This is a genomic window from Stenotrophomonas sp. BIGb0135 (assembly GCF_024810105.1).
Classification (GTDB): Bacteria; Pseudomonadota; Gammaproteobacteria; order Xanthomonadales; family Xanthomonadaceae; genus Stenotrophomonas; species Stenotrophomonas maltophilia_AB.
The window spans coordinates 494905-516215 of sequence record NZ_JANUDX010000001.1 but is presented as its reverse complement, the minus strand read 5'-3'; the positions used below and the strand labels follow the sequence as shown (position 1 = coordinate 516215).

Annotated in this window: 20 protein-coding genes and 3 tRNA genes; 17 read left to right on the top strand and 6 right to left on the bottom strand. The window is 67.8% G+C overall.

The window, feature by feature from the left end:
• Nucleotides 1–106: 106 nt before the first annotated feature.
• Nucleotides 107–2485, bottom strand: coding sequence for a phosphoenolpyruvate synthase (ppsA, locus tag M2421_RS02370; RefSeq protein WP_259202986.1), 2379 nt, complete (start codon nt 2483–2485; stop codon nt 107–109).
• Nucleotides 2486–2628: 143 nt separating this feature from the next.
• On the opposite strand from ppsA, the gene M2421_RS02365 reads away from it, so the two are divergent.
• From M2421_RS02365 to M2421_RS02295, 15 genes are all read left to right on the top strand, one after another.
• Nucleotides 2629–3450: a pyruvate, water dikinase regulatory protein gene (locus tag M2421_RS02365; RefSeq protein ID WP_259202984.1), complete on the top strand. Its 822-nt coding sequence runs from the start codon at nt 2629–2631 to the stop codon at nt 3448–3450.
• Nucleotides 3451–3554: 104 nt separating this feature from the next.
• Nucleotides 3555–4067 carry a DUF1249 domain-containing protein gene (locus tag M2421_RS02360; RefSeq protein ID WP_259202983.1) on the top strand — a complete coding sequence of 171 codons (513 nt, stop codon included), beginning with the start codon at nt 3555–3557 and terminating at the stop codon, nt 4065–4067.
• A gap of 60 nt (nt 4068–4127) precedes the next feature.
• Nucleotides 4128–4616, top strand: a complete 489-nt coding sequence (locus M2421_RS02355; protein ID WP_259202982.1) for an 8-oxo-dGTP diphosphatase — start codon at nt 4128–4130, stop codon at nt 4614–4616.
• 517 nt (nt 4617–5133) lie between these two features.
• Nucleotides 5134–5748 carry a CDP-alcohol phosphatidyltransferase family protein gene (locus tag M2421_RS02350; RefSeq protein ID WP_259202981.1) on the top strand — a complete coding sequence of 205 codons (615 nt, stop codon included), beginning with the start codon at nt 5134–5136 and terminating at the stop codon, nt 5746–5748.
• 49 nt (nt 5749–5797) lie between these two features.
• Nucleotides 5798–6922: a class III poly(R)-hydroxyalkanoic acid synthase subunit PhaE gene (phaE, locus tag M2421_RS02345; RefSeq protein ID WP_259202980.1), complete on the top strand. Its 1125-nt coding sequence runs from the start codon at nt 5798–5800 to the stop codon at nt 6920–6922.
• Complete coding sequence (gene phaC / locus M2421_RS02340; protein ID WP_259202979.1) at nt 6919–7986, top strand: class III poly(R)-hydroxyalkanoic acid synthase subunit PhaC; 1068 nt, start codon at nt 6919–6921, stop codon at nt 7984–7986. The genes phaE and phaC overlap by 4 nt, the downstream gene beginning before the upstream one ends.
• Nucleotides 7983–8354 (top strand): YfeK family protein, encoded by a 372-nt coding sequence (locus tag M2421_RS02335; protein ID WP_259202978.1) that lies wholly within the window; start codon nt 7983–7985, stop codon nt 8352–8354. Before phaC ends, M2421_RS02335 begins: the two co-directional genes overlap by 4 nt.
• Before the next feature lie 50 nt (nt 8355–8404).
• Nucleotides 8405–8608: a PspC domain-containing protein gene (locus M2421_RS02330; RefSeq protein WP_259202977.1), complete on the top strand. Its 204-nt coding sequence runs from the start codon at nt 8405–8407 to the stop codon at nt 8606–8608.
• A complete protein-coding gene (locus tag M2421_RS02325) occupies nt 8605–9045 on the top strand; it encodes a hypothetical protein (RefSeq protein ID WP_259202976.1) in 441 nt (146 codons plus the stop codon). The genes M2421_RS02330 and M2421_RS02325 overlap by 4 nt, the downstream gene beginning before the upstream one ends.
• 162 nt (nt 9046–9207) lie before the next feature.
• On the top strand, nt 9208–9423 hold the full coding sequence (locus M2421_RS02320) for a hypothetical protein (RefSeq protein ID WP_259202974.1): 216 nt from the start codon (nt 9208–9210) through the stop codon (nt 9421–9423).
• A 134-nt stretch (nt 9424–9557) separates the two neighbouring features.
• The gene (locus M2421_RS02315) at nt 9558–11936 is read left to right on the top strand and encodes a Tex family protein (protein WP_259202973.1); all 2379 of its coding nucleotides are present in this window, start codon (nt 9558–9560) and stop codon (nt 11934–11936) included.
• Nucleotides 11937–12171: 235 nt separating this feature from the next.
• The gene (locus tag M2421_RS02310) at nt 12172–14376 is read left to right on the top strand and encodes a PAS domain S-box protein (protein ID WP_259202972.1); all 2205 of its coding nucleotides are present in this window, start codon (nt 12172–12174) and stop codon (nt 14374–14376) included.
• 302 nt (nt 14377–14678) lie between these two features.
• Nucleotides 14679–16538 carry a methyl-accepting chemotaxis protein gene (locus M2421_RS02305; RefSeq protein WP_310439184.1) on the top strand — a complete coding sequence of 620 codons (1860 nt, stop codon included), beginning with the start codon at nt 14679–14681 and terminating at the stop codon, nt 16536–16538.
• Nucleotides 16539–16771: 233 nt separating this feature from the next.
• Entirely contained in the window at nt 16772–17242 is a 471-nt protein-coding gene (locus M2421_RS02300; RefSeq protein WP_259202971.1) for a prepilin-type N-terminal cleavage/methylation domain-containing protein, read from the top strand.
• A complete protein-coding gene (locus M2421_RS02295) occupies nt 17239–18024 on the top strand; it encodes an AraC family transcriptional regulator (RefSeq protein WP_259202970.1) in 786 nt (261 codons plus the stop codon). Before M2421_RS02300 ends, M2421_RS02295 begins: the two co-directional genes overlap by 4 nt.
• A gap of 60 nt (nt 18025–18084) precedes the next feature.
• On the opposite strand, the gene M2421_RS02290 is transcribed toward M2421_RS02295, so the two are convergent.
• Together M2421_RS02290 and M2421_RS02285 are read right to left on the bottom strand one after the other, a co-directional pair.
• Nucleotides 18085–18636 (bottom strand): HAD family hydrolase, encoded by a 552-nt coding sequence (locus M2421_RS02290; RefSeq protein ID WP_259202968.1) that lies wholly within the window; start codon nt 18634–18636, stop codon nt 18085–18087.
• Nucleotides 18637–18906: 270 nt separating this feature from the next.
• A tRNA-Leu gene (locus M2421_RS02285) sits at nt 18907–18993 on the bottom strand.
• A gap of 124 nt (nt 18994–19117) precedes the next feature.
• Here M2421_RS02285 and M2421_RS02280 point away from each other — a divergent pair.
• Nucleotides 19118–19498 carry a response regulator gene (locus M2421_RS02280; protein ID WP_259202967.1) on the top strand — a complete coding sequence of 127 codons (381 nt, stop codon included), beginning with the start codon at nt 19118–19120 and terminating at the stop codon, nt 19496–19498.
• A gap of 9 nt (nt 19499–19507) precedes the next feature.
• Here the strand turns inward: M2421_RS02280 and M2421_RS02275 are convergent, their stop codons facing one another.
• Entirely contained in the window at nt 19508–20464 is a 957-nt protein-coding gene (locus tag M2421_RS02275) for an SOS response-associated peptidase family protein (RefSeq protein WP_259202966.1), read from the bottom strand.
• A gap of 104 nt (nt 20465–20568) precedes the next feature.
• On the opposite strand from M2421_RS02275, the gene M2421_RS02270 reads away from it, so the two are divergent.
• Nucleotides 20569–20985: a GNAT family N-acetyltransferase gene (locus tag M2421_RS02270; protein ID WP_259202964.1), complete on the top strand. Its 417-nt coding sequence runs from the start codon at nt 20569–20571 to the stop codon at nt 20983–20985.
• A 79-nt stretch (nt 20986–21064) separates the two neighbouring features.
• On the opposite strand, the gene M2421_RS02265 is transcribed toward M2421_RS02270, so the two are convergent.
• Nucleotides 21065–21140: transfer RNA gene (locus tag M2421_RS02265), tRNA-Glu, on the bottom strand.
• Between the two features lie 48 nt (nt 21141–21188).
• Nucleotides 21189–21264 (bottom strand) — tRNA-Ala (locus M2421_RS02260).
• Nucleotides 21265–21311: the final 47 nt, after the last annotated feature.

Below are 21311 nucleotides of genomic sequence, written 5' to 3'. Positions count from 1 at the left end.
GACCAACGGTCGGCTCTACGGTTTTGCAGCCGACCAACGGTCGGCTCTACGCCCAAAAACAAAACCCCGCTTGCGCGGGGTTTTGTTCGTCAACCTGCCAGCCGTATCAGCTGTTGGCCTTCAGCTTGGCCAGGCGCAGCCAGGTGTCGACCACGGTGTCCGGGTTCAGCGACACCGACTCGATGCCTTCCTGCATCAACCATTCGGCCAGGTCCGGGTGATCGGACGGGCCCTGGCCGCAGATACCCACGTACTTGCCCTTGGCGCGTGCGGACTTGATCGCCATCGACAGCAGCTTCTTCACCGCCGGGTTCCGCTCGTCGAACAGGTGCGCGACGATCGAGGAATCGCGGTCCAGGCCCAGGGTGAGCTGGGTCAGGTCGTTGGAACCGATCGAGAAGCCGTCGAAGATCTCCAGGAACTCATCGGCGAGCAGTGCGTTGGACGGCACTTCGCACATCATGATGATCTTCAGGCCGTTCTCGCCCTGCTTCAGGCCGTTCTGCTCCAGCACCTCGACGACCTTGCGGCCCTCTTCCAGGGTGCGCACGAACGGGATCATGACCCACAGGTTGTCCAGGCCCATCTCGTTGCGCACGCGCAGCACGGCTTTGCATTCCAGTGCGAAGGCGGCCGAGAAGCTCGGGTCGACGTAGCGGCTGGCGCCGCGGAAGCCGATCATCGGGTTCTCTTCGTGCGGCTCGTAGCTGCTGCCGCCGATCAGGTTGGCGTACTCGTTGGACTTGAAGTCCGACAGGCGCACGATCACCGGGTTCGGGGCGACCGACGCGGTCAGGGTGGCGATGCCCTCGGCCAGCCGGCCGACGTAGAAGCTGACCGGATCGGCGTAACCGGCGATCTTCTCGTCGATCTTCTTCTTGGTCGCCGCGTCCTGCCGGTCGTACTCGAGCAGGGCGTTGGGGTGGATGCCGATGTGGCTGGCGATGATCATTTCCAGGCGGGCCAGGCCGATGCCGGCGTTCGGCAACTGGCCGAAGTCGAAGGCACGTTCCGGATTGGCCACGTTCATCATGATCTTCAGCGGCGCCGGCGGCATGTTGCCCAGGTCCGTGGTGGTGCGCTCGAACTCGAGAATGCCGTCGTAGATGAAGCCGGTGTCGCCCTCGGCGCAGCTCACGGTCACCTGCTGGCCATCCTCGATCAGCTGGGTGGCGTTGCCCGAGCCCACCACGGCCGGCACGCCCAGCTCGCGGGCGATGATCGCCGCGTGGCAGGTGCGGCCACCGCGGTTGGTCACGATCGCCGAGGCGCGCTTCATCACCGGCTCCCAATCCGGATCGGTCATGTCGGCGATCAGCACGTCGCCGGGCTGCACGCGGGCCATGTCCTCGAGCGACTTGACCACGCGCGCGGTGCCGGCACCGATCTTGGCGCCCACGGCGCGACCTTCGGCCAGCACCTTGCCGTCCTTCTGGCTCAGCGCGAAACGTTCGATCTGGGTGGCATGGCCACGCGACTTCACCGTTTCCGGACGGGCCTGCACGATGAACAGCTTGCCGCTCACGCCATCCTTGGCCCACTCGATGTCCATCGGGCGGCCGTAATGCTTTTCGATCACCAGCGCCTGCTTGGACAGTTCCTGCACGTCCTCGTCGCTGATGGAGAACACGTTGCGCTGCTCGGCCGGGGTGTCCTCGATGCGCACGCGCTCGCCGGGCACGTCCGAGTACACCATGCGGATCGCCTTGCTGCCCAGCGAACGGCGCAGGATCGCCGGCTTGCCGGCGTTCAGGGTGGGCTTGTAGACGTAGAACTCGTCCGGGTTGACCGCACCCTGCACGACCATTTCGCCCAGGCCGAACGAGGAGGTGACAAACACCACGTCGCGGAAGCCGGACTCGGTGTCCAGGGTGAACAGCACGCCGGAGGAGCCCACGCCGGAGCGCACCATCAGCTGGACGCCCGAGGACAGGAACACGTCCTCGTGCTTGAAGCCATGGTGGACGCGGTAGGCGATGGCGCGGTCGTTGTACAGCGAGGCGAACACTTCCTTGACCTTGAGCACGACATCGTCGGCGCCGGTCACGTTGAGGAAGGTTTCCTGCTGGCCGGCGAAGGACGCATCGGGCAGGTCTTCGGCGGTGGCCGAGGAGCGTACCGCCACGGCCACGTCGCCGCCGCCATTCTCGTCGCACAGCTGCTGGTAGGCGTTGCGGATGTCCTGGTCCAGCTGCGGCTGCAGCGGGGCGTCGATGACCCAGCCGCGGATCTCCTTGCCGGCAGCGGTCAGCGCGGCGACATCCTCCACGTCCAGCGTGGCCAGCTTGTCGAAAATACGCTTGGAAAGATCGTTGTGCGCGATGAAGTCCTTGAAGGCTTCAGCGGTGGTTGCGTACCCGCCGGGGACAGACACCCCCAGACCGGCAAGATTGCCGATCATTTCGCCAAGCGACGAATTCTTGCCGCCTACGCGGGCCAGATCGGCCAGGCGCAGTTCGTGCAACCACAGGATGTTCTCGTTCAAGCGCGATGCTCCGTTTGGCCATCGCCCGAGGCGGGCTGGATGGCCACGTCCGTAGGAAGAAGCCGATATGATGCCGGGCAGACCGCCGTCGGCACAAGCTTGTATCGACGGCCTTTTTAAGCTTCAGAGGGGGTAAAAGGCGCATGTCGACGATCCGTCCGGTGTTCTACGTGTCCGATGGAACCGGTATCACCGCTGAAACCATTGGGCATAGCCTCCTGACCCAGTTCTCCGGGTTCAGCTTCATTACCGACCGGATGTCGTTCATCGATGATCCGGAAAAGGCGCGCGAAGCCTGTGAACGGATCCGTGCAGCCGGGGAGCGCTACCAGGTCCGGCCGATCGTGGTCAGTTCCTGCGTGGACAGCGGCCTGAGCGTGATCCTGGCCGAAAGCGGTGGGCTGATGCTGGACGTATTCGCCCCCTTCATCGAGCCGCTGGAGCGCGAACTGGCCGTCAACCGGCACTCCCGGGTGGGCCAGGCGCACGGCATGGTCGACTTCGAGACCTACCACCGGCGCATCAACGCGATGAACTTCGCGCTGACCCACGATGACGGCATCGCCATCAACTACGACGATGCCGACGTGATCCTGGTGGCGGTATCGCGGGCGGGCAAGACCCCGACCTGCATCTACCTGGCCCTGCATTACGGGGTGCGCGCGGCCAATTACCCGCTCACCGACGAGGACCTGGAGCACGACCGCCTGCCGCCGCGGCTGCGGCCCTACCGCAAGAAACTGTTCGGGCTGACCATCGACCCGGACCGGTTGCAGCAGATCCGCCAGGAGCGCCGGCCGAACTCGCGCTACGCCAACCTGGAGACCTGCAAGCGCGAGGTCGCCGCGGCCGAGACGATGTTCCGGATGGAGCGCATCGCCACCCTGAGCACCACCCACACCTCGATCGAGGAGATCTCCAGCAAGGTGTTGACCACGCTGGGGCTGCAGCGCGAGCTGTACTGAGGCCGGGCCACGGCCAGCACCGGCCGGTGAACCGTTTCGGCCCGGGCCCTTTGGCCGGGGCCGGGTCGCCCCCACGTTGGAGGATCAACGTGTAGGATCGACCCATGGCCCAGGCTTCCCCCCGCATCGAACGCATCCCCAGGCTCAGCCGCCTGAGCTGGCTGATGGGGCTGTACGCGGAAAACTACCAGCACCTGGTGCGCCTGTTCGCGCCGGCCGAGCTGGTGCCCGGCAGCTACGTGTCCTCGGTCGGCGACGGCCTGGACGTGCGCCTGGATGTCATCGAGTGCCACCGCTACACGGTGGAGCTGCGCCTGACCTACGACTTCGCCGACCCGGTCACCGGGCAGCCGGACCCGTCGGCCTATGTGCGCCTGTACCGTGACGCGCGCCAGGCCGAGACTACCCATTGCTACGTCGGCCGCCGCTGGCAGGACGTGGTGGGGATGTACCCGCCACCGGCCGAGCTGATCAGCCACCGCATGCGGATGAATACCTTCCTCGGCAAATGGCTGGAATACCTGGCCGAGCGCGGCCACGGCGTGGCCACCCTGCGCCGCGATGGCGATGCGTTGCCGGCCCCTGCCGACACCCGCCGCACCCAGGTCGCCGGCTGAGCCGACCGCGCCGCGGCGATCGCGCATAATCGGGGTTTGTGTTCCCAGAGCCCGCGCCTCATGCCCTATACCCCGATCATGGCCACCCTCGGCTACGTGCTGTCACCCGATGGCACCCAGGCCCTGATGATCCACCGCAATGCCCGGCCGGGCGACCTGCACCTCGGCAAGTACAACGGGCTGGGCGGCAAGATGGAGCGCGACGAAGACGCCGCCGCCTGCATGCGCCGGGAGATCCGCGAGGAAGCCGGGATCGAATGCGGCACCATGCGCCTGCGGGGCACGATCAGCTGGCCGGGGTTCGGCAAGAACGGCGAGGACTGGTTCGGGTTCGTCTTCATCATCGATGACTTCACCGGCACCCCGCTGACCTCCAACCCGGAGGGCACGCTGGAGTGGGTGGACCTGGACAAGCTCGACGCGCTGCCGCTGTGGGAGGGCGACCGCAGCTTCCTGCCGCTGGTGTTCGGCGAGGACCCGCGGGCCTTCCACGGGGTGATGCCTTACCGCGACGGCGCGATGCAGTCGTGGAGCTTTACCCGCCTGTAAGCAGCACGGCGGCCCAGGCCGGCCATTGCGCTGCCCGGCACCACCGACGCGCCCGCAGCCGCTGGACCTGCGTTCTGGCAGGCGCCGGCAATCGCCGTATGGACGGGCAGCGGCTCGATCTGGTTGCACTCATCGCCCGCTGCGGAAGCGAGTGGGCAGGAGCGGGCAGGACGGGCGGCGGCGGGGTCCGCCGCGCACCATAGCGCACCGCGCTGCGGGGGCACAGTGCCTGCGGAGCAGCCGGAGATAACGGCGGGTGATCAATAAATCACCACCGTCGCGTCTATTGAGACTGAGTTGTCCACAGGGGGTGTGGATGACTGGTGCGCAAGTTTGTGGATAAGCGGTGGCAGCCCCCGCCGCTCCTTGCTGTCAAGATGGGTGGTCAAAAATTCACCGCAGGTCGTCGTCGCGTGAAGGCGACGGCAACGCGGATCGGGATGCTGGCGGCCATCTCCTCTGTGACGGTTCGGGCCGGTCGCGGTACTCTCTTGCGATTGCCGTCAACAGATATTCCATGAAACGTCACTTCTCGATGCTGCGCGAGTTCCACCTGGCGGACTGGTTCACCCTGGCCAACGCCTTCTGCGGCACCGGCGCGGTGTTCGCCGCGATGCGCTTCCTGCAGGATGGCGAGCGCAGCTACCTGCTCTTCGGCATGGCGCTGATCCCGCTGGCCTTCATTTTCGACGCGCTGGACGGGCGCATCGCGCGCTGGCGCAAGTCCAGTTCCACCCTGGGCCGCGAGCTCGACTCGCTGTCGGACATCATCTCCTTCGGCGTGGCCCCGGCCGCGCTGGCCTATGCCTGCGGTATGCAGGGCGGCTGGGACTGGCTGGTACTGAGTTACTTCGTGTGCTGCGGCGTGAGCCGGCTGGCGCGCTACAACGTCACCGCCGAGGCCCTGGCCGGCGAAGGCGACAAAGTGCCGTACTTCGAGGGCACGCCGATTCCGACCAGCCTGGCGCTGGTGGTGGTGCTGGCCGTGGCGGCCAGCATGGGCGCGATCGGCCAGGACCTGTGGCTGGGCCAGTGGCAGCTGGGCCCGTGGCAGTTGCACCCGATGGTGCTGTTGTTCGCGCTGTCCGGTTCGCTGATGATCAGCAAGACCCTGCGCATCCCCAAACCGTGAGCCGGAACACGCCCATGCCGTTCGATTCGATCCTGCACGGAGTGTTGGCATGAGCACCGCCGGCAGCGGCAGCAATGCAGGCGACATCGAGGCCCTGGCGCGGCAGTATTTCAGCGCCTGGGGCGATGCGCTGCGGCATGCCGCGGTGCCGCCTGGGCCGGGCGGTCCGGGCGCAGCGGGGCAGGGCAGCTGGCAGCAGGCCATCGACTGGTGGGCGCAGATGATGCCCAACGCCACCAGCAGTCCGGCCGACGCGGCGGTGCACCGTTTCCGCGAACAGGCCGGCGGCTGGTACGGCACGATGCAGCAGGTGGCGGCCCAGTTCGCCGGCCGCGATGCCAGCAGTGCCGACGTGGCCCAGGCCTGGAAGCAGGCCGTGGAAGGCCAGGGCGACGGGCTGCTGCAGTGGATGCTGCAGGGCGCGCGCGGGCAGACCCAAGCCGGTGGACCGGACCTGCTGAAGCTGCTGGAAACGCTGCAGCGCGACCTCGGGCCGTGGCTGCAGAGCCCGGCGTTCGGTCCAGGCCGCGAGCACCAGGCCCGCTGGCAGGCGCTGCTGCGCGCCCAGCAGGAGTACCAGGCGCACTCCAGCGACTACGTGGACCAGATCAAGCAGGCGCTCGATGAGGCGTTCAAGCTGTTCGAACAGCGCCTGGCCGAGCATGAGCAGCCCGGCAACCAGCTGACCAGTGCCCGGGCGATGTTCGACCTGTGGATCGAGGCCGCCGAAGAGGCGTATGCCAAGGTAGCCATGTCCGAAGCGTTCCAGCGCATCTATGCGTCGCTCGGCAATGCGCAGATGCGCCTGCGCGCAGCGACCCAGCAGGAGATCGAGCGGGTCTGCGAGGCGATCGGCATGCCCACCCGCACCGAGATGGACGCGGCGCATCGCCGCATCACCGAACTGGAGCGGCTGGTCCGGCGGATGATGGCGGATGCGGCGCCGAAGGCCTCCTCCGCGCCGAAAACACCGCCGCCGGCGCGCACGCGCGCTGGCACGGCGTCGCCGACCGCGGCCGCCGCTGCGTCGGCCAAGCCCTCCAGAACCGCCGCTGGGAAAGTCGTTCGTAAAGCCCCCGGTAAATCAGCCGGCAGTAAATCGGCCGAGAAATCCGCGCCCAAGGCCGCTGCAACCCCCGCAGCGCCCCGGCCGAAGAAGACGCGCACGCCATGAAAGGGCCCTTGGGCTTCAACGCGGACGACCTGCTGCAGGAAACCCTGGCCATGCAGCGCAAGCTGCTGGATGGGCTCACCCTGCTGCCGTCGGTGGAGGACGTGGACTACGGCGCCACCGCACGCGAGGAGGTCTGGCGCGACGGCAAGGTCGCGCTGTACCGGTTCGTCGGTACCGACACGCCGGTGCATGCGACCCCACTGCTGATCGTCTACGCGCTGGTCAACCGCCCGTACATGGTCGACCTGCAGGCGGACCGCTCGCTGGTCCAACGCCTGCTGGCCCTCGGCCACGACGTGTATGTGCTGGACTGGGGCTACCCCGATCGGTCCGAGCGCTACCAGACCCTGGAGGACTACCTGCTGCGCTTCGTCGATGGCGCGGTGGACCACCTGCAGGTGCAAAGCGGGGCGCCGATCAACATGCTCGGCATCTGCCAGGGCGGGGTATTCGCGCTGTGCTATGCCGCGCTGCGCCAGCACAAGCTGGCCAACCTCATCACCATGGTCACCCCGGTCGACTTCCAGACCCCGGACAACATGCTCTCGCACTGGGCACGGCAGGTGGACGTGGACCTGCTGGTGGACACGCTGGGCAACATCCCGGCTGACCTGATGAATGCCAGCTACCTGATGCTCAAGCCGTTCCGGCTCAACGTACAGAAGTACGTCGGCCTGCTCGACATCCTCGACGACAAGGCCGCGCTGGAGGACTTCCTGCGCATGGAAAAGTGGATCTTCGATTCGCCCGACCTGGCCGGCGAGACGTTCCGTGACTTCATCAAGCAGTTCTACCAGGCCAACGGCCTGATGCACGACGGCGTGCGCATCGGCGAGGACACGGTGCAGTTGTCGCAGGTGACCCTGCCGGTGCTCAACATCTACGCCGAGCAGGACCACCTGGTGCCGCCGGATGCGTCACGCGCGATGCGCGGGCGGATTGGCAGCGCGGACTACACCGAAAGCAGTTTCCGCGGCGGCCACATCGGCATTTATGTGTCCGGACGCGCCCAGCGCGAGGTTCCCGGTACGATTACCGATTGGTTGAAGGAACGTTCCGCATGACCCATCGCACCCGATCCGTGCTCGCCCTGGCGCTCATCGCCCCCGGCCTTGCGCTGGCCGCCCCGACCGATAGCGCCCGCCGCGAGATTGCCGGCCTGATCGGTGCGTTGGATGGCTCCAACTGCCGCTTCCAGCGCAATGGCAGCTGGCACGATGCCGCCGAAGCGCGCGCGCACCTGCAGCGCAAGTACGACTACCTGCTCAAGAAAGACAAGGTGGACACCGCCGAGCAGTTCATCGAGCGCGCCGCCAGCCAGAGCAGCATGAGCGGCAAGCCCTACCGCATCGCCTGCCCGGGCCAGCCCGAGCAGGCCGCCGCGGTTTGGTTCGGCGCCCGCTTGACGGCCCTGCGCCAACGCACGCCGTAGACATCGTCCGCGCTACAGTCCGCCATCGCCCGCTGCCGGAGACCGCTGCCATGAATGCCACCCCGCAACCGCTGTCGCGCTCGCTCAACGACCGCATGATCGCCGGGGTGATGGGCGGCATCGCGCACCGCTTCGGCTGGAGTTCCACCCTGGTGCGGGTGTTGTTCGTGCTGGTCTCGGTGCTGTCGGCGGCGTTCCCCGGCATCCTGGTCTACCTGATCCTGTGGCTGCTGATCCCCAACGAGGCCGATTGAGCCTGCCCACGCCGGCGCTGCGCATCCTGCAGGGGCTGGGTGCGCTGTGGACTGCGCCCAACACCCTGATCGGACTGGTTGCCGGCCTGGCAGGCATGCTGGCCGGTGCGCGTGCGTCATGGAATCAGCGCGACCTGGCGGTGGTGTTCCGTGAGTGGCCGTGGGGGCCGGGCGGGGCGATCACCCTGGGCAACGTGATCCTGCACACCGGCCCGGTGCTGGACGTGCCATGCCGCACCTACGCCCATCAGGCGGGCGAGTGCACCGAGCCGGTGATCGGCCTGCACGACCACGAACGCGCGCACGTCTACCAGTACCTGGTGCTGGGGCCGCTGTACCTGCCGGTATACCTGCTCTGCGGGGGCGTCAGTGCGCGCAATCCGTTCGAGCGGGCCGCCGATGTGTATGCGATGACCGGGCGCGGCTGGTGGCCGTAGCGTTATCTGGCCGTTAAATCCGCGTAAATAAAACGTCGTGCAATGCGACGTCATCTGCATGCAAACAATGGTTATTAGGCTAAATGACGTATCAGTCAGGTTCGCCGCGCTAAGCTGGTGGCTGTTGTATATGCACGATGCTTTATTGGAGGAACACATCACATGGCAATCGTTCTTTATGTCGGTGGTAGCAAGGATGGCGACAAGGGGCTGGTGCCCCATGGTTTCAGCAAGTCACGGGCCGATACCGACGCTGGGCCGGAGATCTATACCGAACGGTTCATGGAGCTTCCCGGGATTGGTCGGATCCGGGTGATGGCGCTGGAGTCGATGCGCGACGACTTGGTCCATCAACGCACGTCGCAGCTTTATCGATGAGCCGGTAGTGCCGGCCCGCGGTCGGCACCGCCCGCCATTGGCGACAGGTTAGGTGCCGGCTGTCAACGCCTTCCCCCCGCCGCCATGCATTGCCACAATCGGGTCTTTCCGTACTGCGGCTCCGGCCGGAAGCAATGCCTGACATCAAGCTCGCCCAGCAGATCGCCCAGACCATCGCCGAAGAAATCGGCGCCCAGACTGCCCAGGCGCGTGCCGCCATCGCCCTGTTGGACGAAGGCGCCAGCGTCCCGTTCATCGCCCGCTACCGGAAGGAAGTCACCGGCGGCCTGGACGACACCCAGCTGCGCAACCTCGAAACGCGCCTGACCTACCTGCGCGAGCTGGAAGACCGCCGCGCCGCGGTGCTGTCCAGCATCGACGAGCAGGGCAAGCTCAGTGACGAGCTGCGCAACGACATCCTCGCCGCGGACACCAAGTCGCGCCTGGAAGACCTCTACCTGCCGTACAAGCCCAAGCGCCGCACCCGCGCCCAGATCGCGCGTGAAGCCGGGCTGGAACCGCTGGCCGACGGCCTGCTGGCCGATCCGACCCGGGACCCGCAGGTCGTTGCCGCCTCCTTCGTCGATACCGACAAGGGCGTGGCCGACACCAAGGCGGCGCTGGAAGGCGCCCGCGCCATCCTGATGGAGCGCTGGGGCGAAGATGCGGCATTGGTCGGCGAGCTGCGCAGCTGGCTGGGCGAGAACGGGGTCATCCGCGCCCGTGTCGCCGAAGGCAAGGAAGAGCAGGGCGCCAAGTACCGCGACTATTTCGATCATGCCGAATCGCTGGCGAAGATCCCCTCGCACCGGCTGCTGGCGTTGTTCCGCGCACGCCGCGAGGAAATCCTGTTCCTGGAACTGGACCCCGGCAACGATGCCGAGGCCGGCCACGTGTACGCCGAAGGCCGCGTCGCCTACAAGGCCGGCATCCGCGACGCGGGCCGCCCCGGCGACCGCTGGCTGCTGGATGCGTGCCGCCTGACCTGGCGTGCCAAGCTGCACATGCACCTGCTGCTGGACCTGTTCAACCAGGCCCGCGAGAAGGCCGAGGCCGAGGCGATCGCGGTGTTTGGCGACAACCTCAAGGACCTGCTGCTGGCCGCGCCGGCCGGCGCCAAGACCGTGCTCGGGCTGGACCCGGGCATCCGCACCGGCTGCAAGATCGCCGTGGTGGACGCCACCGGCAAGCTGGTGGCTACCGACACCATCTATCCGCATGAACCGCGGCGGCAGTGGGACGCGTCGCTGCACACCCTCAAGCAGCTGTGCCAGAAGCACGACGTGGAGTTGATCGCGATCGGCAACGGCACCGCCAGCCGCGAGACCGACAAGCTGGCCGGCGACGTCATCAAGGCGCTGGGCGATGCCCGGTTGCAGAAGATCGTGGTCAGCGAGGCCGGCGCGTCGGTGTACTCGGCCTCGGAGTTTGCGGCCAAGGAGTTCCCGGACCTGGACGTGTCCATCCGCGGTGCGGTGTCCATCGCCCGCCGCCTGCAGGACCCGCTGGCCGAGCTGGTCAAGATCGAGCCGAAGGCGATCGGCGTGGGCCAGTACCAGCACGACGTGGACCAGTACCGGTTGGCGCGCGCGCTGGATGCGCGCGTGGAAGACTGCGTCAACGCGGTCGGCGTGGAGGTCAACACCGCCTCGGCCGCGCTGCTCGCGCGCGTGTCCGGGCTGTCCTCGACGGTGGCCGAGAACATCGTGCGCCACCGCGACGACAACGGCCCGTTCAAGCGCCGCAAGGACCTGCTCAAGGTGCCGCGCCTGGGCGACAAGACCTTCGAGCAGTGCGCCGGCTTCCTGCGCATCGCCGACGGCGACCAGCCGCTGGATGCGTCCTCGGTGCATCCCGAAGCCTATCCGGTGGTCGAACGCATCGTGGCCGCCACCGCGCGCCCGATCAAGGCGTTGATCGGCGATGGCAGCTTCCTGCGCGGGCTCAAGGCCGAACAGTTCACCGATGCGACGTTTGGCGTGCCGACCGTGCGCGACATCCTCAAGGAACTGGAAAAGCCCGGCCGCGACCCGCGCCCGGAGTTCAAGGCGGCGCAGTTCGCCGAGGGCGTGGAAGAACTCAAGGACCTCAAGGTCGGGATGATCCTCGAGGGCGTGGTCAGCAACGTGGCCGCCTTCGGTGCGTTCGTGGACATCGGCGTACACCAGGACGGCCTGATCCACATCTCCGCGCTGTCGGACACCTACGTCAAGGACCCGCGCGATGTGGTCAAGGCCGGCGACATCGTCAAGGTGAAGGTGCTGGAGGTGGACGTGGCGCGCAAGCGCATCGCCCTGACCCGGCGCCTGGATGACACCCCGGCCCCGGCCAAGGCCCCCGGCGAGCGCGATGCGCGCCCGGCCGGCGCAGGCGGTGGCCGCCGTGACGGTGGTGGGGCGGGCCCGCGCAATGGCGGCCGGGGCGGCCCGTCCGGTCCGCGCCCGGGCAGCGCCGCGCCGCCCGCCAACAACGCCCTGGCCGACGCCTTCGCCCGCGCCAAACGCGGCGGCTGAGCCTCCGCCGGGCAGGGTGCCGGGGCCCGCCGCGTGCGGCCCCGGCCTGTCCGGGCGGCTGCTCTGGCGGCGGCACTTCTGGTTTCACCCCGCTTTGGTCACACTTCCCCTCAAATGCCCGTAGGCTGGGGCTCGGGCGGGGAGGCCAGATGACAGTGCAGCAGGCAGGACCGGAGGACCGGGCGGGGCCCAACGCCGTGCGATCGCGCACGACGCCGCGCGCGTGGGCGTGCCGGTGAGCCACGATCGCACCGACATCGGGTCTGGCGGCGACCCCGCGCTGCGCGACATCACCGAGCGCCATCGGCGCCTGCAGATGATCATCGAGGGCACCGCCGCCGGCACCTGGGAGTGGAACATCCAGGACGGGCGGATGTGGGTCAACGAGCGCTGGGCACAGATCGTGGGCTACACCCGCGACGAACTGGCCCCGATCACCCCGGAGACCTTCTTCCGGCTGGTCCATCCCGACGACCTGGCCCAGTCCAACGCGCTGCTCAACGAGCACATGGAAGGACGCTCGCCGCACTACGACAGCCTGTGCCGGATGCGGCACAAGAACGGCCACTGGATCTGGGTGCAGGACCGCGGCCGCGTCTACGAGTGGGATGACGCGGGGCGCCCGCTGTGGATGGCCGGCGCGCATGCCGATGTAACCGACCTGCAGAACGCGCGCCAGGACGCGGCCAACATGCGCCAGCGCCTGCAGGCGGTGGTGGATGCGTCCGACGAGGTGGCGGTGATTGCCACCGACGTGGACGGGGTGATCAACCTGTTCAATACCGGCGCGCAGAAGCTGCTGGGCTACAGCGCCGAGGACGTGATCGGCAAGGCCAACCCCGGCGTGTTCCACGACCCCGACGAAATGATGGATTACCTGCGCCCGCAGGCCGACGCGGACGGGCGCGTGCCGACCGTCTTCGAGGCGCTCACCGCCCAGGCCGCACAGGGCACCTGGTCGCACCAGTGGACGTTCGTGCGCAAGGATGGCGAGCATCGCCAGGTCCGGCTGTCGATCAGCCCGCTCAACTGTGCCGGCGGCCAGCGCCTGGGGTATGTGGGCATGGCCGTGGACATCACCCCGATGATCGAAGTGCGCGAGCAGGCCTACCTGGCGGCCGAGAAATTCTCCGGTGCGTTCTCCTCGGCGGCGCTGGGCATGGCGCTGGTGTCGCTGGAAGGGCGCTGGATGGACGTCAACGATGCCCTGTGCGGCATCCTCGGCTACACCCGTGCCGAGTTGCTGGAGATCGACTTCCAGACTCTGACCCACCCCGACGACCTGCATGCCGACCTGGCGCTGGTCGGCGACCTGCTGGCGGGGCGCCGCGACCACTACCACATGGACAAGCGCTACCTGGGCAGGGCCGGCAACGTGGTCTGGGGCCGGTTGTCGGTGTCGCTGGTGCGCTCGGAGCACGGCGAACCGCTGCATTTCGTGTCGCAGATCCAGGACGTCACCGCCCAGCGCCAGAGCAGCCTGCAACTGCGCGACTCCGAGCAGCGCACCCGGGTCACCCTGGATGCGGTGGCCGACATGGTGCTCACCCTGGACCTGCACGGCCAGATCCAATATGCCAACGCTGCGGCGACCCGCGCGCTGGCGGGTGAGGGGGCCGCGCCGCTGACCCATGGCCAGGTGCAGGACGTGATGGAGCTGACCACCGAGTACGCGCCGCGGTCGCCCCTGGACATCGCGGTGCTGCTGGACCCGGACAGCAACGCGGTGGACCTGCACTCGGACCTGCTGCTGTCGGTGGGGGCACAGCTGGTGCCGGTCGATGTGACCCGGGCCTGGCTGCGTGGCGAAGATGGCCAGGTCACGGGGGCGGTCTGGGTGATCCGTGACGTCACCCAGCAGCGCGCCCGCCAGCGCGAGGCCCGCCACCTGGCCGAGGTGGACCCGTTGACCGAACTGAGCAACCGCCGCGGCTTCGAGGCGCACCTGCAGCAGGCCATCACCCGGGTGGCCCGCACCGGGCAATCGGCCTCGCTGATGTTCATCGACCTGGACAACTTCAAGCCGATCAACGACAGCCACGGCCACCTGGCCGGGGACGCGATGTTGTGGGCGGTGGCCAACGTACTGCGCCATGGGGTGCGCGACTCGGACATCGTGGCCCGGCTGGGCGGCGACGAGTTCGCGGTGATCCTGGCCGGTTGCTCGCTCAAGCGCGCCCGCCGCATCGCCAGCGACCTGCTCGAATCGGTGCGGAGCCTGACCATCCCGTGGGACCTGCAGCGGCTCAGCGTGGGCGCCAGCATCGGCATCGCGGCGATCGGCGGCAACATGAGCGTGGATTCGGCCGTGGCCGCCGCCGATGCCCAGTGCTACCGGGCCAAGGCGCTGGGCAAGAACAACGTCCAGGTCGAGGTACCGCTCGGCCAGGCCAGCGACCCGCTGGACGCGGTCGAGACCAGCGAGGGCGGCGAGGGCTGAGCCCGCCGCCCGGACCGCCCCCTTTGATCGGTCCGCCCTAAACTTTCCTCAGCGCCAGTCGATACCGGTATTGGAGCCACCTTCGCGTGGGTCCGCGCTGGCCCTTGGCTGCCCCCCCGCTCGTGTGGCCGGGACCGCGTGCCTTTGCAACACAGCGTCTGCAGGAAGCAGGACCATGTTGTACAAGCCGCAGGAATGACGCCAGCCCACGGGTGTCTTCGCACGTCCCCAAGCCAACCGATGTGCCGGCGGGCATGTTGCCCGCCGGATCCCACCAGCTACCGGGCACCGAGGATCAGATGATGCTTACTTCAGGCATGCATGCGCATGTGCGGGAACAGGTTGCCGACGCCGGCGTTTCGCCGTGGCGCGCACTGGTTGCACCGTTCGTGGCCCGCCGCGATGCGCGCGGCACCGCCGATGCCGCCCAGCAGCGGCGCCAGCGCGAGCTGGAGGCGCAGGTCGCCGCGCTCCACCGGGTGCAGGCGGTTATCGAATTCGACCTGGACGGGACCATCCTCCACGCCAACGACAACTTCCTGCAGGCCGTGGGCTACGCGCTGGAGGAAATCCAGGGCCGGCACCATGCGATGTTCGTCGACCCGGCCCTTGCCCAGAGCCTGGAGTACCGGGAGTTCTGGGCCAAGCTCGGGCGCGGCGAGTACGACGCCGGGCAGTACCGCCGGCTGGGCAAGGGCGGCCGCGAGATCTGGATCCAGGCCTCCTACAACCCGGTGCTGGATGCCAACGGGCGTCCCTACAAGGTGGTGAAATTCGCCACCGACATCACCGCGCAGATGCAGCAGGCCGCCGATGTCTCCGGCCAGCTGGCGGCGATCAACAAATCGCAGGCGGTGATCGAGTTCGGCCTGGATGGCCGCATCCTGTCGGCCAACGACAATTTCCTGGCCACCACCGGCTACACGCTGGACGAGGTGCGTGGCCAGCACCATGCGATGTTCGTCGACCCCGAGCACCGCCAGAGCCTGGAATACCGCCAGTTCTGGGAGAAGCTGGGGCGCGGCGAGTATGACGCCGGCCAGTACAGGCGCTTTGGCAAAGGCGGCCGGGAGGTCTGGATCCAGGCTTCCTACAACCCGATCTTCGACATGAACGGGCGTCCGTTCAAGGTGGTCAAGTACGCCACCGACATCACCGCCCAGGTGCGCGACAGCCAGGCCATGCAGCAAGCCGTCGCGCAGACCCGCGAGGTGGTGGCCGCGGCGCAGGGCGGCGACCTCACCGGGCACATCGCCACCGCGGACAAGACCGGCCACATCGCCGAGCTGTGCGAAGGCATCAACGCGCTGGTCGATGCGATGGCCACGATCATCGGCCAGATCAAGTTCGCCGCCGATACCATCGCGGTGGGCGCCAGCGAGATCGCCGAAGGCAACAGCGACCTGTCGGTCCGCACCGAGCAGCAGGCGGCGTCGCTGGAGGAAACCGCGGTCTCGATGAAGGGCCTCACCGCGACCGTGCAGCAGACCGCCGCCAACGCGCGCCAGGCCAGCGAACTGGCGATCGGCGCGGTAGACGTGGCTGCACAGGGCGGCCACGTCGTGCACGAAGTGGTCTCCACGATGGCGCTGATCAACGCATCGTCGCGCCGCATCGTGGACATCATCGGGGTGATCGACGGCATCGCCTTCCAGACCAACATCCTCGCGCTGAATGCCGCCGTGGAGGCCGCGCGTGCCGGTGAGCATGGCCGTGGTTTCGCCGTGGTCGCCACCGAGATCCGCGAACTGTCGCAGCGCTCGGCCAGTGCGGCCAAGGAGATCAAACAGCTCATTGCCGACTCCGTGGAGAAGGTGGGCACCGGCACCGGCCAGGTCGAGAGTGCAGGGCGCACCATGGATGAGATCGTGGTCAACGTGAAGCGGGTCAGCGCACTGGTCACCGAGATCAGCGCGGTGGCCCAGCAGCAGAGCGAGAGCATCGGCCAGATCAACCAGGCGGTCGATCACATCGACCAGAGCACCCAGCAGAACGCCGCGCTGGTGGAAGAAGCCTCCGCGGCCGCGCGCAGCATGGAAGAGCAGGCCACGCAGTTGCTGCAGACGGTAGCGGCGTTCCGGGTGGATGCGGGCAAGGGCACGCCACGCGCGGCGGGCGGCCACGTGGCGCACGTTGGGCATCCGCCGCTGCGCCTGGTCTAGGCAGGGGCGAGCACGCCACGGCGCGATGCCGGCAGCAGGGTCCCTGCGGGACCCTGTGCGCGGCGTGTCGCATCGGAATCGTTGCAAAACCCGTCACTGAAAGCGCTTTTACCACTCCTTGCATGGTGTGCCTGGGGGTGGGGTGGTCTCCTAGCGGGTACGCGTCGAACGCCCATTCGGGCAATGCGCACGTCGTCCGCCGTACAGACCGCCCGCGCTTTCAAAGAAACGAAATGCTCCATCTCAATCGATCCCGCCCCCGGGCCAACCGCCAGCGCGGCATCACCCTGGTCGAGCTGATCGTCGCCATCGGCGCCCTGGCGGTGTTGCTGGCGGTCACCCTTCCCGGCTACCGGCACCACACCGCACGCTCGCGCATCAGCGCGATGCTGGAGGAACTCTCGCACGGCAAGGCCGGCGCCGAGTGGCTGGTCAACACCGGCGCGCAGGGCGACTACGTCAGCAACCCCGGCGTGGTTGGCCTGCAGGGAACGTCCTCGCTCTGCACCACCATCGTGGTGGACATCATCGTTCCCGCCCGCACGGCACACCTGTATTGCGGCGGCGAATTCCTCGACTTCGTCGCCCTCGACTACAGCGTCGATCACGGCTGGCAGTGCACGACCAGCGCGTCGCGTGCAGCCCCCCACAACGAGTGGGCACCGGCAGGCTGCACCGCCGTGCTTGAGCGCCTGTCACCTTGAACGCGCGGCCGGTTGCCGTGCTTGCATCCGGGCCGCCGCTGCGGATACCGGCCGGGGTCACCAGCCTGTGGGTACAACTGCGCGGCAGGACCGTCATCGAGGGCCGCGAGGGCCGGCTGGAACTGCGTCGCGGCGGATGGCTCATGCTCGGCCCCGATTCGACGCCGCTGCTGCGCGCGGGCCGCCTCGGGATCTGCGCCGGCGTTTGCCTGTCCTCCGATACGCTGGAGGCACTGGGCACAGGCGCCGGGCCGATGTACCCCGGCATCGGCCAGATGCCAGCGGCCGAACTGCGGATGGCGATCCAGCTGTGGCGTCGGCGCGCGTCCGCACCGGCCAGCAAGGCGCAGGGCCATGCGGATCTGCGCCCGTTGCTGCTGCTCATGGCCGACCAGCAACGCGGGATCGCGGCCCGCGCCGCACACTGCCCGGGCCACTCGCCAGCGCGCAGGCAGCAGGTGTTGGCCACGCTGCAGACCGCCTGCCTGATCATGCACGGCCATACCGAGCGCGCTGTCCCTTCACGCGAGCTCGCCAACCGGTTAGGCATGCCCGTGCGCTATTTTTCCGAAGCGTTCCTGGCCGCCTACGGCTGCACGCCGCTGCAGTTCGGCACGCAGGTGCGGCTGAAACAGGCCGCCCGCCGGGTACGGCGTGGCGAGATGGGCGTGGACGCGGCGGCGCTCGCCATAGGCTTCAAGCACGCCGGCACCTTCCTGCGCGCCTTTCGCGCGACGCTGGGCGTGAGCCTGCACGACCACTGCGAGCAGGCCCGCAGGTAGCAATAGGCGCTATGGGATGCGACCGGCCCACGGCGTGGGCATCCGGCCGACCGGCACGGATCACAGGCGCAGCAGTTGCTCCCGCCAGTTGCGCTTCTCCACGGTGCGGATGCGGGGTGCCCGATCGAGGTGGGCCAGATAGCGGGGCAGGTGGGACAGTTCGTCGTCGCAGGGATCGCCGGTGAACTCGCGTACGCAGACCAGGTTGCCGTAGTTCTTCGCGTATTTGCGCGGGGTGTCGTCGATCCCGATGATCTGGTCGAGCGCGAAACCGAGCTTCTTGAGCTTGGCCAGGCGTTTCTCGCTGGCGTAGTGGCCGGTCTCCCAATCCCGCGCGGTGCTGCAGCGGGCCGACGACCAGACGAACGCAACCGGGTGCGCGCCCATCAACTGCGCCACCAGCGGTTCCGCATACCCTTGGCCGGACGACGTCCAGACCCCGACCTCGAAAGTGGCGAACGCATAGTCGAGGAAGGCGTCCAGATGGGGGCGCTTGTACACGTGGTAGCCGGCAACGCACAGGTCGGCGGGGCGATCCAGCGCGTGTTCGCTGGCGAACACCAGGGTTTCATCGATGTCCAACACCAGCAGTTTGCGTCCTTGCCGATCCACGCCTGACTCCCTTGGAAACGGGCGCCGCTGAGGCGGTCCCTGGCAACAGCGTAGGCACCTCGTGCGTGCGCAGCAAGCCGCTACGCGATGCCCGGCGCGCGGGACGCCGTGATGCGATCGACGCTGTCGGCCGGGGCCCGGCCGCGGCAGCGACGCATGCCGTCGGCCGGTCGTGCGACGGATACCGCAGTATCGCCATCAGGCCGCAAAACGGCTGGCGGCTGAAACGCAAAAGGCCAGATCCGTGGGATCTGGCCTCTGCGTGTTCCATGGTGCCGAAGGTGGGACTCGAACCCACACGCTTTTAAGGGCGGCGGATTTTGAGTCCGCTGCGTCTACCGATTCCGCCACTTCGGCTGGCTGGCCGCGTAGTGTATACAAAACACGACGGTCTGGGGAGATCTGAATGCTTCAGTCGCCATGCGGCCGTCATCTGGGCGGGACGCTATACTCACCGTGCTGAACCATACAGGGAGCCGGTATGAGCGCGTTGCAGGATCTGCGGGTACTGGTGGTGGAAAACGATGAGATGAGCGCCACGCTGCTGCAGATGCAGCTGGTGCAGTCCGGTGCGGTCGTGGTGGGGGTGGCGGCATCGGTGTCCGAGGCGCTGCGCTTGCTGGGGGCCAGCGATCCCCAGGTTGCCTTGCTGGATTATCGGCTGGCCAACAACGAAACCAGTGAGGCCGTTGCGGCTGGCCTGGGCGCGCGCGGCATTCCGTTCGTGCTTGCCACCGGCATGGCGCCGGACCACCTGCCCGACGTATTCCGCAGTGGCGTGTTGCTGGGCAAGCCCTATCTCACCGCGGAACTGAATGCCGCGCTGGCGCGCGCGCTGCGGGGCGCGTCGGTCGCCAGCTGAGCGGGTGGCTCACGCCGCCTCGGCGTAGGCCAGTGATACGGGCTCGCGGTCATCCAGGATGCGGTAGAGCGCGGCCAGGTCCTGCGGGTCCGGGTTGAGCCACGCATCCAGGTATTCGGCCCGGATCGGCACGATGCAGCGATCATGGCCCGCCGCCGCCACGTCACGCGGCGGTTCATCGGTGATGGCGGCAAAGGACAGCAGGCGGCCTTCGGGGCCCTCCCACTCGGACCACAGGCAGGCGATCAGCAGGTCGCGCGGCGGCTGCGGTCGAAACTCCAGCACCACGTTGCCCGGTGTCTCGCCGGGCGCCAGCCTGCGCTGTTCCAGTGCATGGCGCGGGACGTGTTCGTAGAACGACTGCACCACCACCACACCGTGGCGATGCCCGAACGCGGACTTCCAGTACGAGGCGAGGCTGTCGCGCCGGGCGTTGTAGGTACCCGGATACAGCGTGTCGTTGCGAGCGGGTTTGTCAGGCAGGCGGCACTGGTAGCGCATGGGCTTGATCACCCGCTGGCCGTGCTCGGACACGATCACCGGCGCGTACACGCCAGGAAAGATGCGGCTGTCACGCGGCAGCAGGCCGGTGCGGCGCAGGTCGTCCAACCGCGCCTGCGCGCGCTCGATCCGGTTGCCGGCAACGCGCAGCGCGTTGCGTGCCTTCTGCGTGGGGCGGTGGGCCAGGGCCTCTTCGGCCTCCTTGAGGCGCGCGGACTGCACGCGGATCTCCTCGTCCAGCGCCTGCATTTCCTCGGCATGCCAGTGCTGGATCTTCGCCACGATGTCCTGGCCCTGGGCGGTACGCGCGCCGGCAAAGCCATCGTCCATGGCCTTGGGGGTCTTCGGGCGGTGCTTGCCAGGGTCGTGCGCGTAGAGCTGGGCGAACTCGTCCAGCGACAGCATGGCGCCGAATTCGCGGACCAGTTTGGTGTAATCGGCGCGGATCTGGGCGGAATAGCACATGGGGCAGGGCAGCGGCAGACAGGGGTACAGCATAGGCGTCTTCGTCGCACCCGGTGAGAAACCCATGGGTATGCTGGGGGTTCCTTCCTGTTGCGTGTCCTGCCATGTCCCTGCCTGACGGCCTCCAGTGTTTTCCCCAGACGCCCGATGTGGACGAGTACCGCGCGCTGCGCGTGGCCGCCGGGCTCAGTCCCAAATCGCACGAAGCGGCCACGCTTGGGCTGCCGCATACGGTGTTCGGGGTGAGCATCCGTGATGGCCGGAGGCTGGTGGCGATGGGACGGCTGATCGGGGACCGCGGCTGCTTCCTGCAGGTGGTGGATGTCGCGGTGTTGCCCGCATGGCAGGGCCGGGGGCTGGGCAAGGTGGTGATGCAGCAGTTGGACCAGTGGCTGGCCGCGCATGCGGTGGGAGCCTATGTCAGCCTGATTGCCGATGGCCAGGCCAACCGCCTGTATGCGCAGTTTGGTTTCGCGGAAACCGCGCCCCGGTCGGTCGGGATGGCCAAGGTGGTCACGTAGGCGCGAGGGTCGGCGCTGGGCCGCTGCCGAGCACGCAAACAAAAAGCCCCGACCGAAGTCAGGGCTGTTTGTTTGAAGCTGGCGTCCCCACGGGGATTCGAACCCCGGTCGCCACCGTGAAAGGGTGATGTCCTAGGCCTCTAGACGATGGGGACGCGTTAAACCGAATTTGTCTTCCATCGGACGGCCTGTGTCCGGAGAAGTGGTGGAGCCAGGCGGGATCGAACCGCCGACCTCCTGCATGCCATGCAGGCGCTCTCCCAGCTGAGCTATGGCCCCACGTTGATGCTGCGAGCCGCCTATCATAGCGGCGCTTTTGCAGGATG

What these genes read in the sequence shown, in the direction of transcription:
- M2421_RS02300 (WP_259202971.1), top strand. Translation starts at nt 16,772, where the DNA reads ATGCTCCATCTCAATCGATCCCGCCCCCGGGCCAACCGCCAGCGCGGC.
- M2421_RS02315 (WP_259202973.1), top strand. Translation starts at nt 9,558, where the DNA reads ATGCCTGACATCAAGCTCGCCCAGCAGATCGCCCAGACCATCGCCGAA.
- phaE (WP_259202980.1), top strand. Translation starts at nt 5,798, where the DNA reads ATGAGCACCGCCGGCAGCGGCAGCAATGCAGGCGACATCGAGGCCCTG.
- M2421_RS02270 (WP_259202964.1), top strand. Translation starts at nt 20,569, where the DNA reads ATGTCCCTGCCTGACGGCCTCCAGTGTTTTCCCCAGACGCCCGATGTG.
- M2421_RS02330 (WP_259202977.1), top strand. Translation starts at nt 8,405, where the DNA reads ATGAATGCCACCCCGCAACCGCTGTCGCGCTCGCTCAACGACCGCATG.
- M2421_RS02360 (WP_259202983.1), top strand. Translation starts at nt 3,555, where the DNA reads ATGGCCCAGGCTTCCCCCCGCATCGAACGCATCCCCAGGCTCAGCCGC.
- M2421_RS02365 (WP_259202984.1), top strand. Translation starts at nt 2,629, where the DNA reads ATGTCGACGATCCGTCCGGTGTTCTACGTGTCCGATGGAACCGGTATC.
- M2421_RS02305 (WP_310439184.1), top strand. Translation starts at nt 14,679, where the DNA reads ATGCTTACTTCAGGCATGCATGCGCATGTGCGGGAACAGGTTGCCGAC.
- M2421_RS02275 (WP_259202966.1), bottom strand. Translation starts at nt 20,464, where the DNA reads ATGTGCTATTCCGCCCAGATCCGCGCCGATTACACCAAACTGGTCCGC.
- M2421_RS02350 (WP_259202981.1), top strand. Translation starts at nt 5,134, where the DNA reads ATGAAACGTCACTTCTCGATGCTGCGCGAGTTCCACCTGGCGGACTGG.
- M2421_RS02280 (WP_259202967.1), top strand. Translation starts at nt 19,118, where the DNA reads ATGAGCGCGTTGCAGGATCTGCGGGTACTGGTGGTGGAAAACGATGAG.
- M2421_RS02320 (WP_259202974.1), top strand. Translation starts at nt 9,208, where the DNA reads ATGGCAATCGTTCTTTATGTCGGTGGTAGCAAGGATGGCGACAAGGGG.
- M2421_RS02335 (WP_259202978.1), top strand. Translation starts at nt 7,983, where the DNA reads ATGACCCATCGCACCCGATCCGTGCTCGCCCTGGCGCTCATCGCCCCC.
- M2421_RS02355 (WP_259202982.1), top strand. Translation starts at nt 4,128, where the DNA reads ATGCCCTATACCCCGATCATGGCCACCCTCGGCTACGTGCTGTCACCC.
- phaC (WP_259202979.1), top strand. Translation starts at nt 6,919, where the DNA reads ATGAAAGGGCCCTTGGGCTTCAACGCGGACGACCTGCTGCAGGAAACC.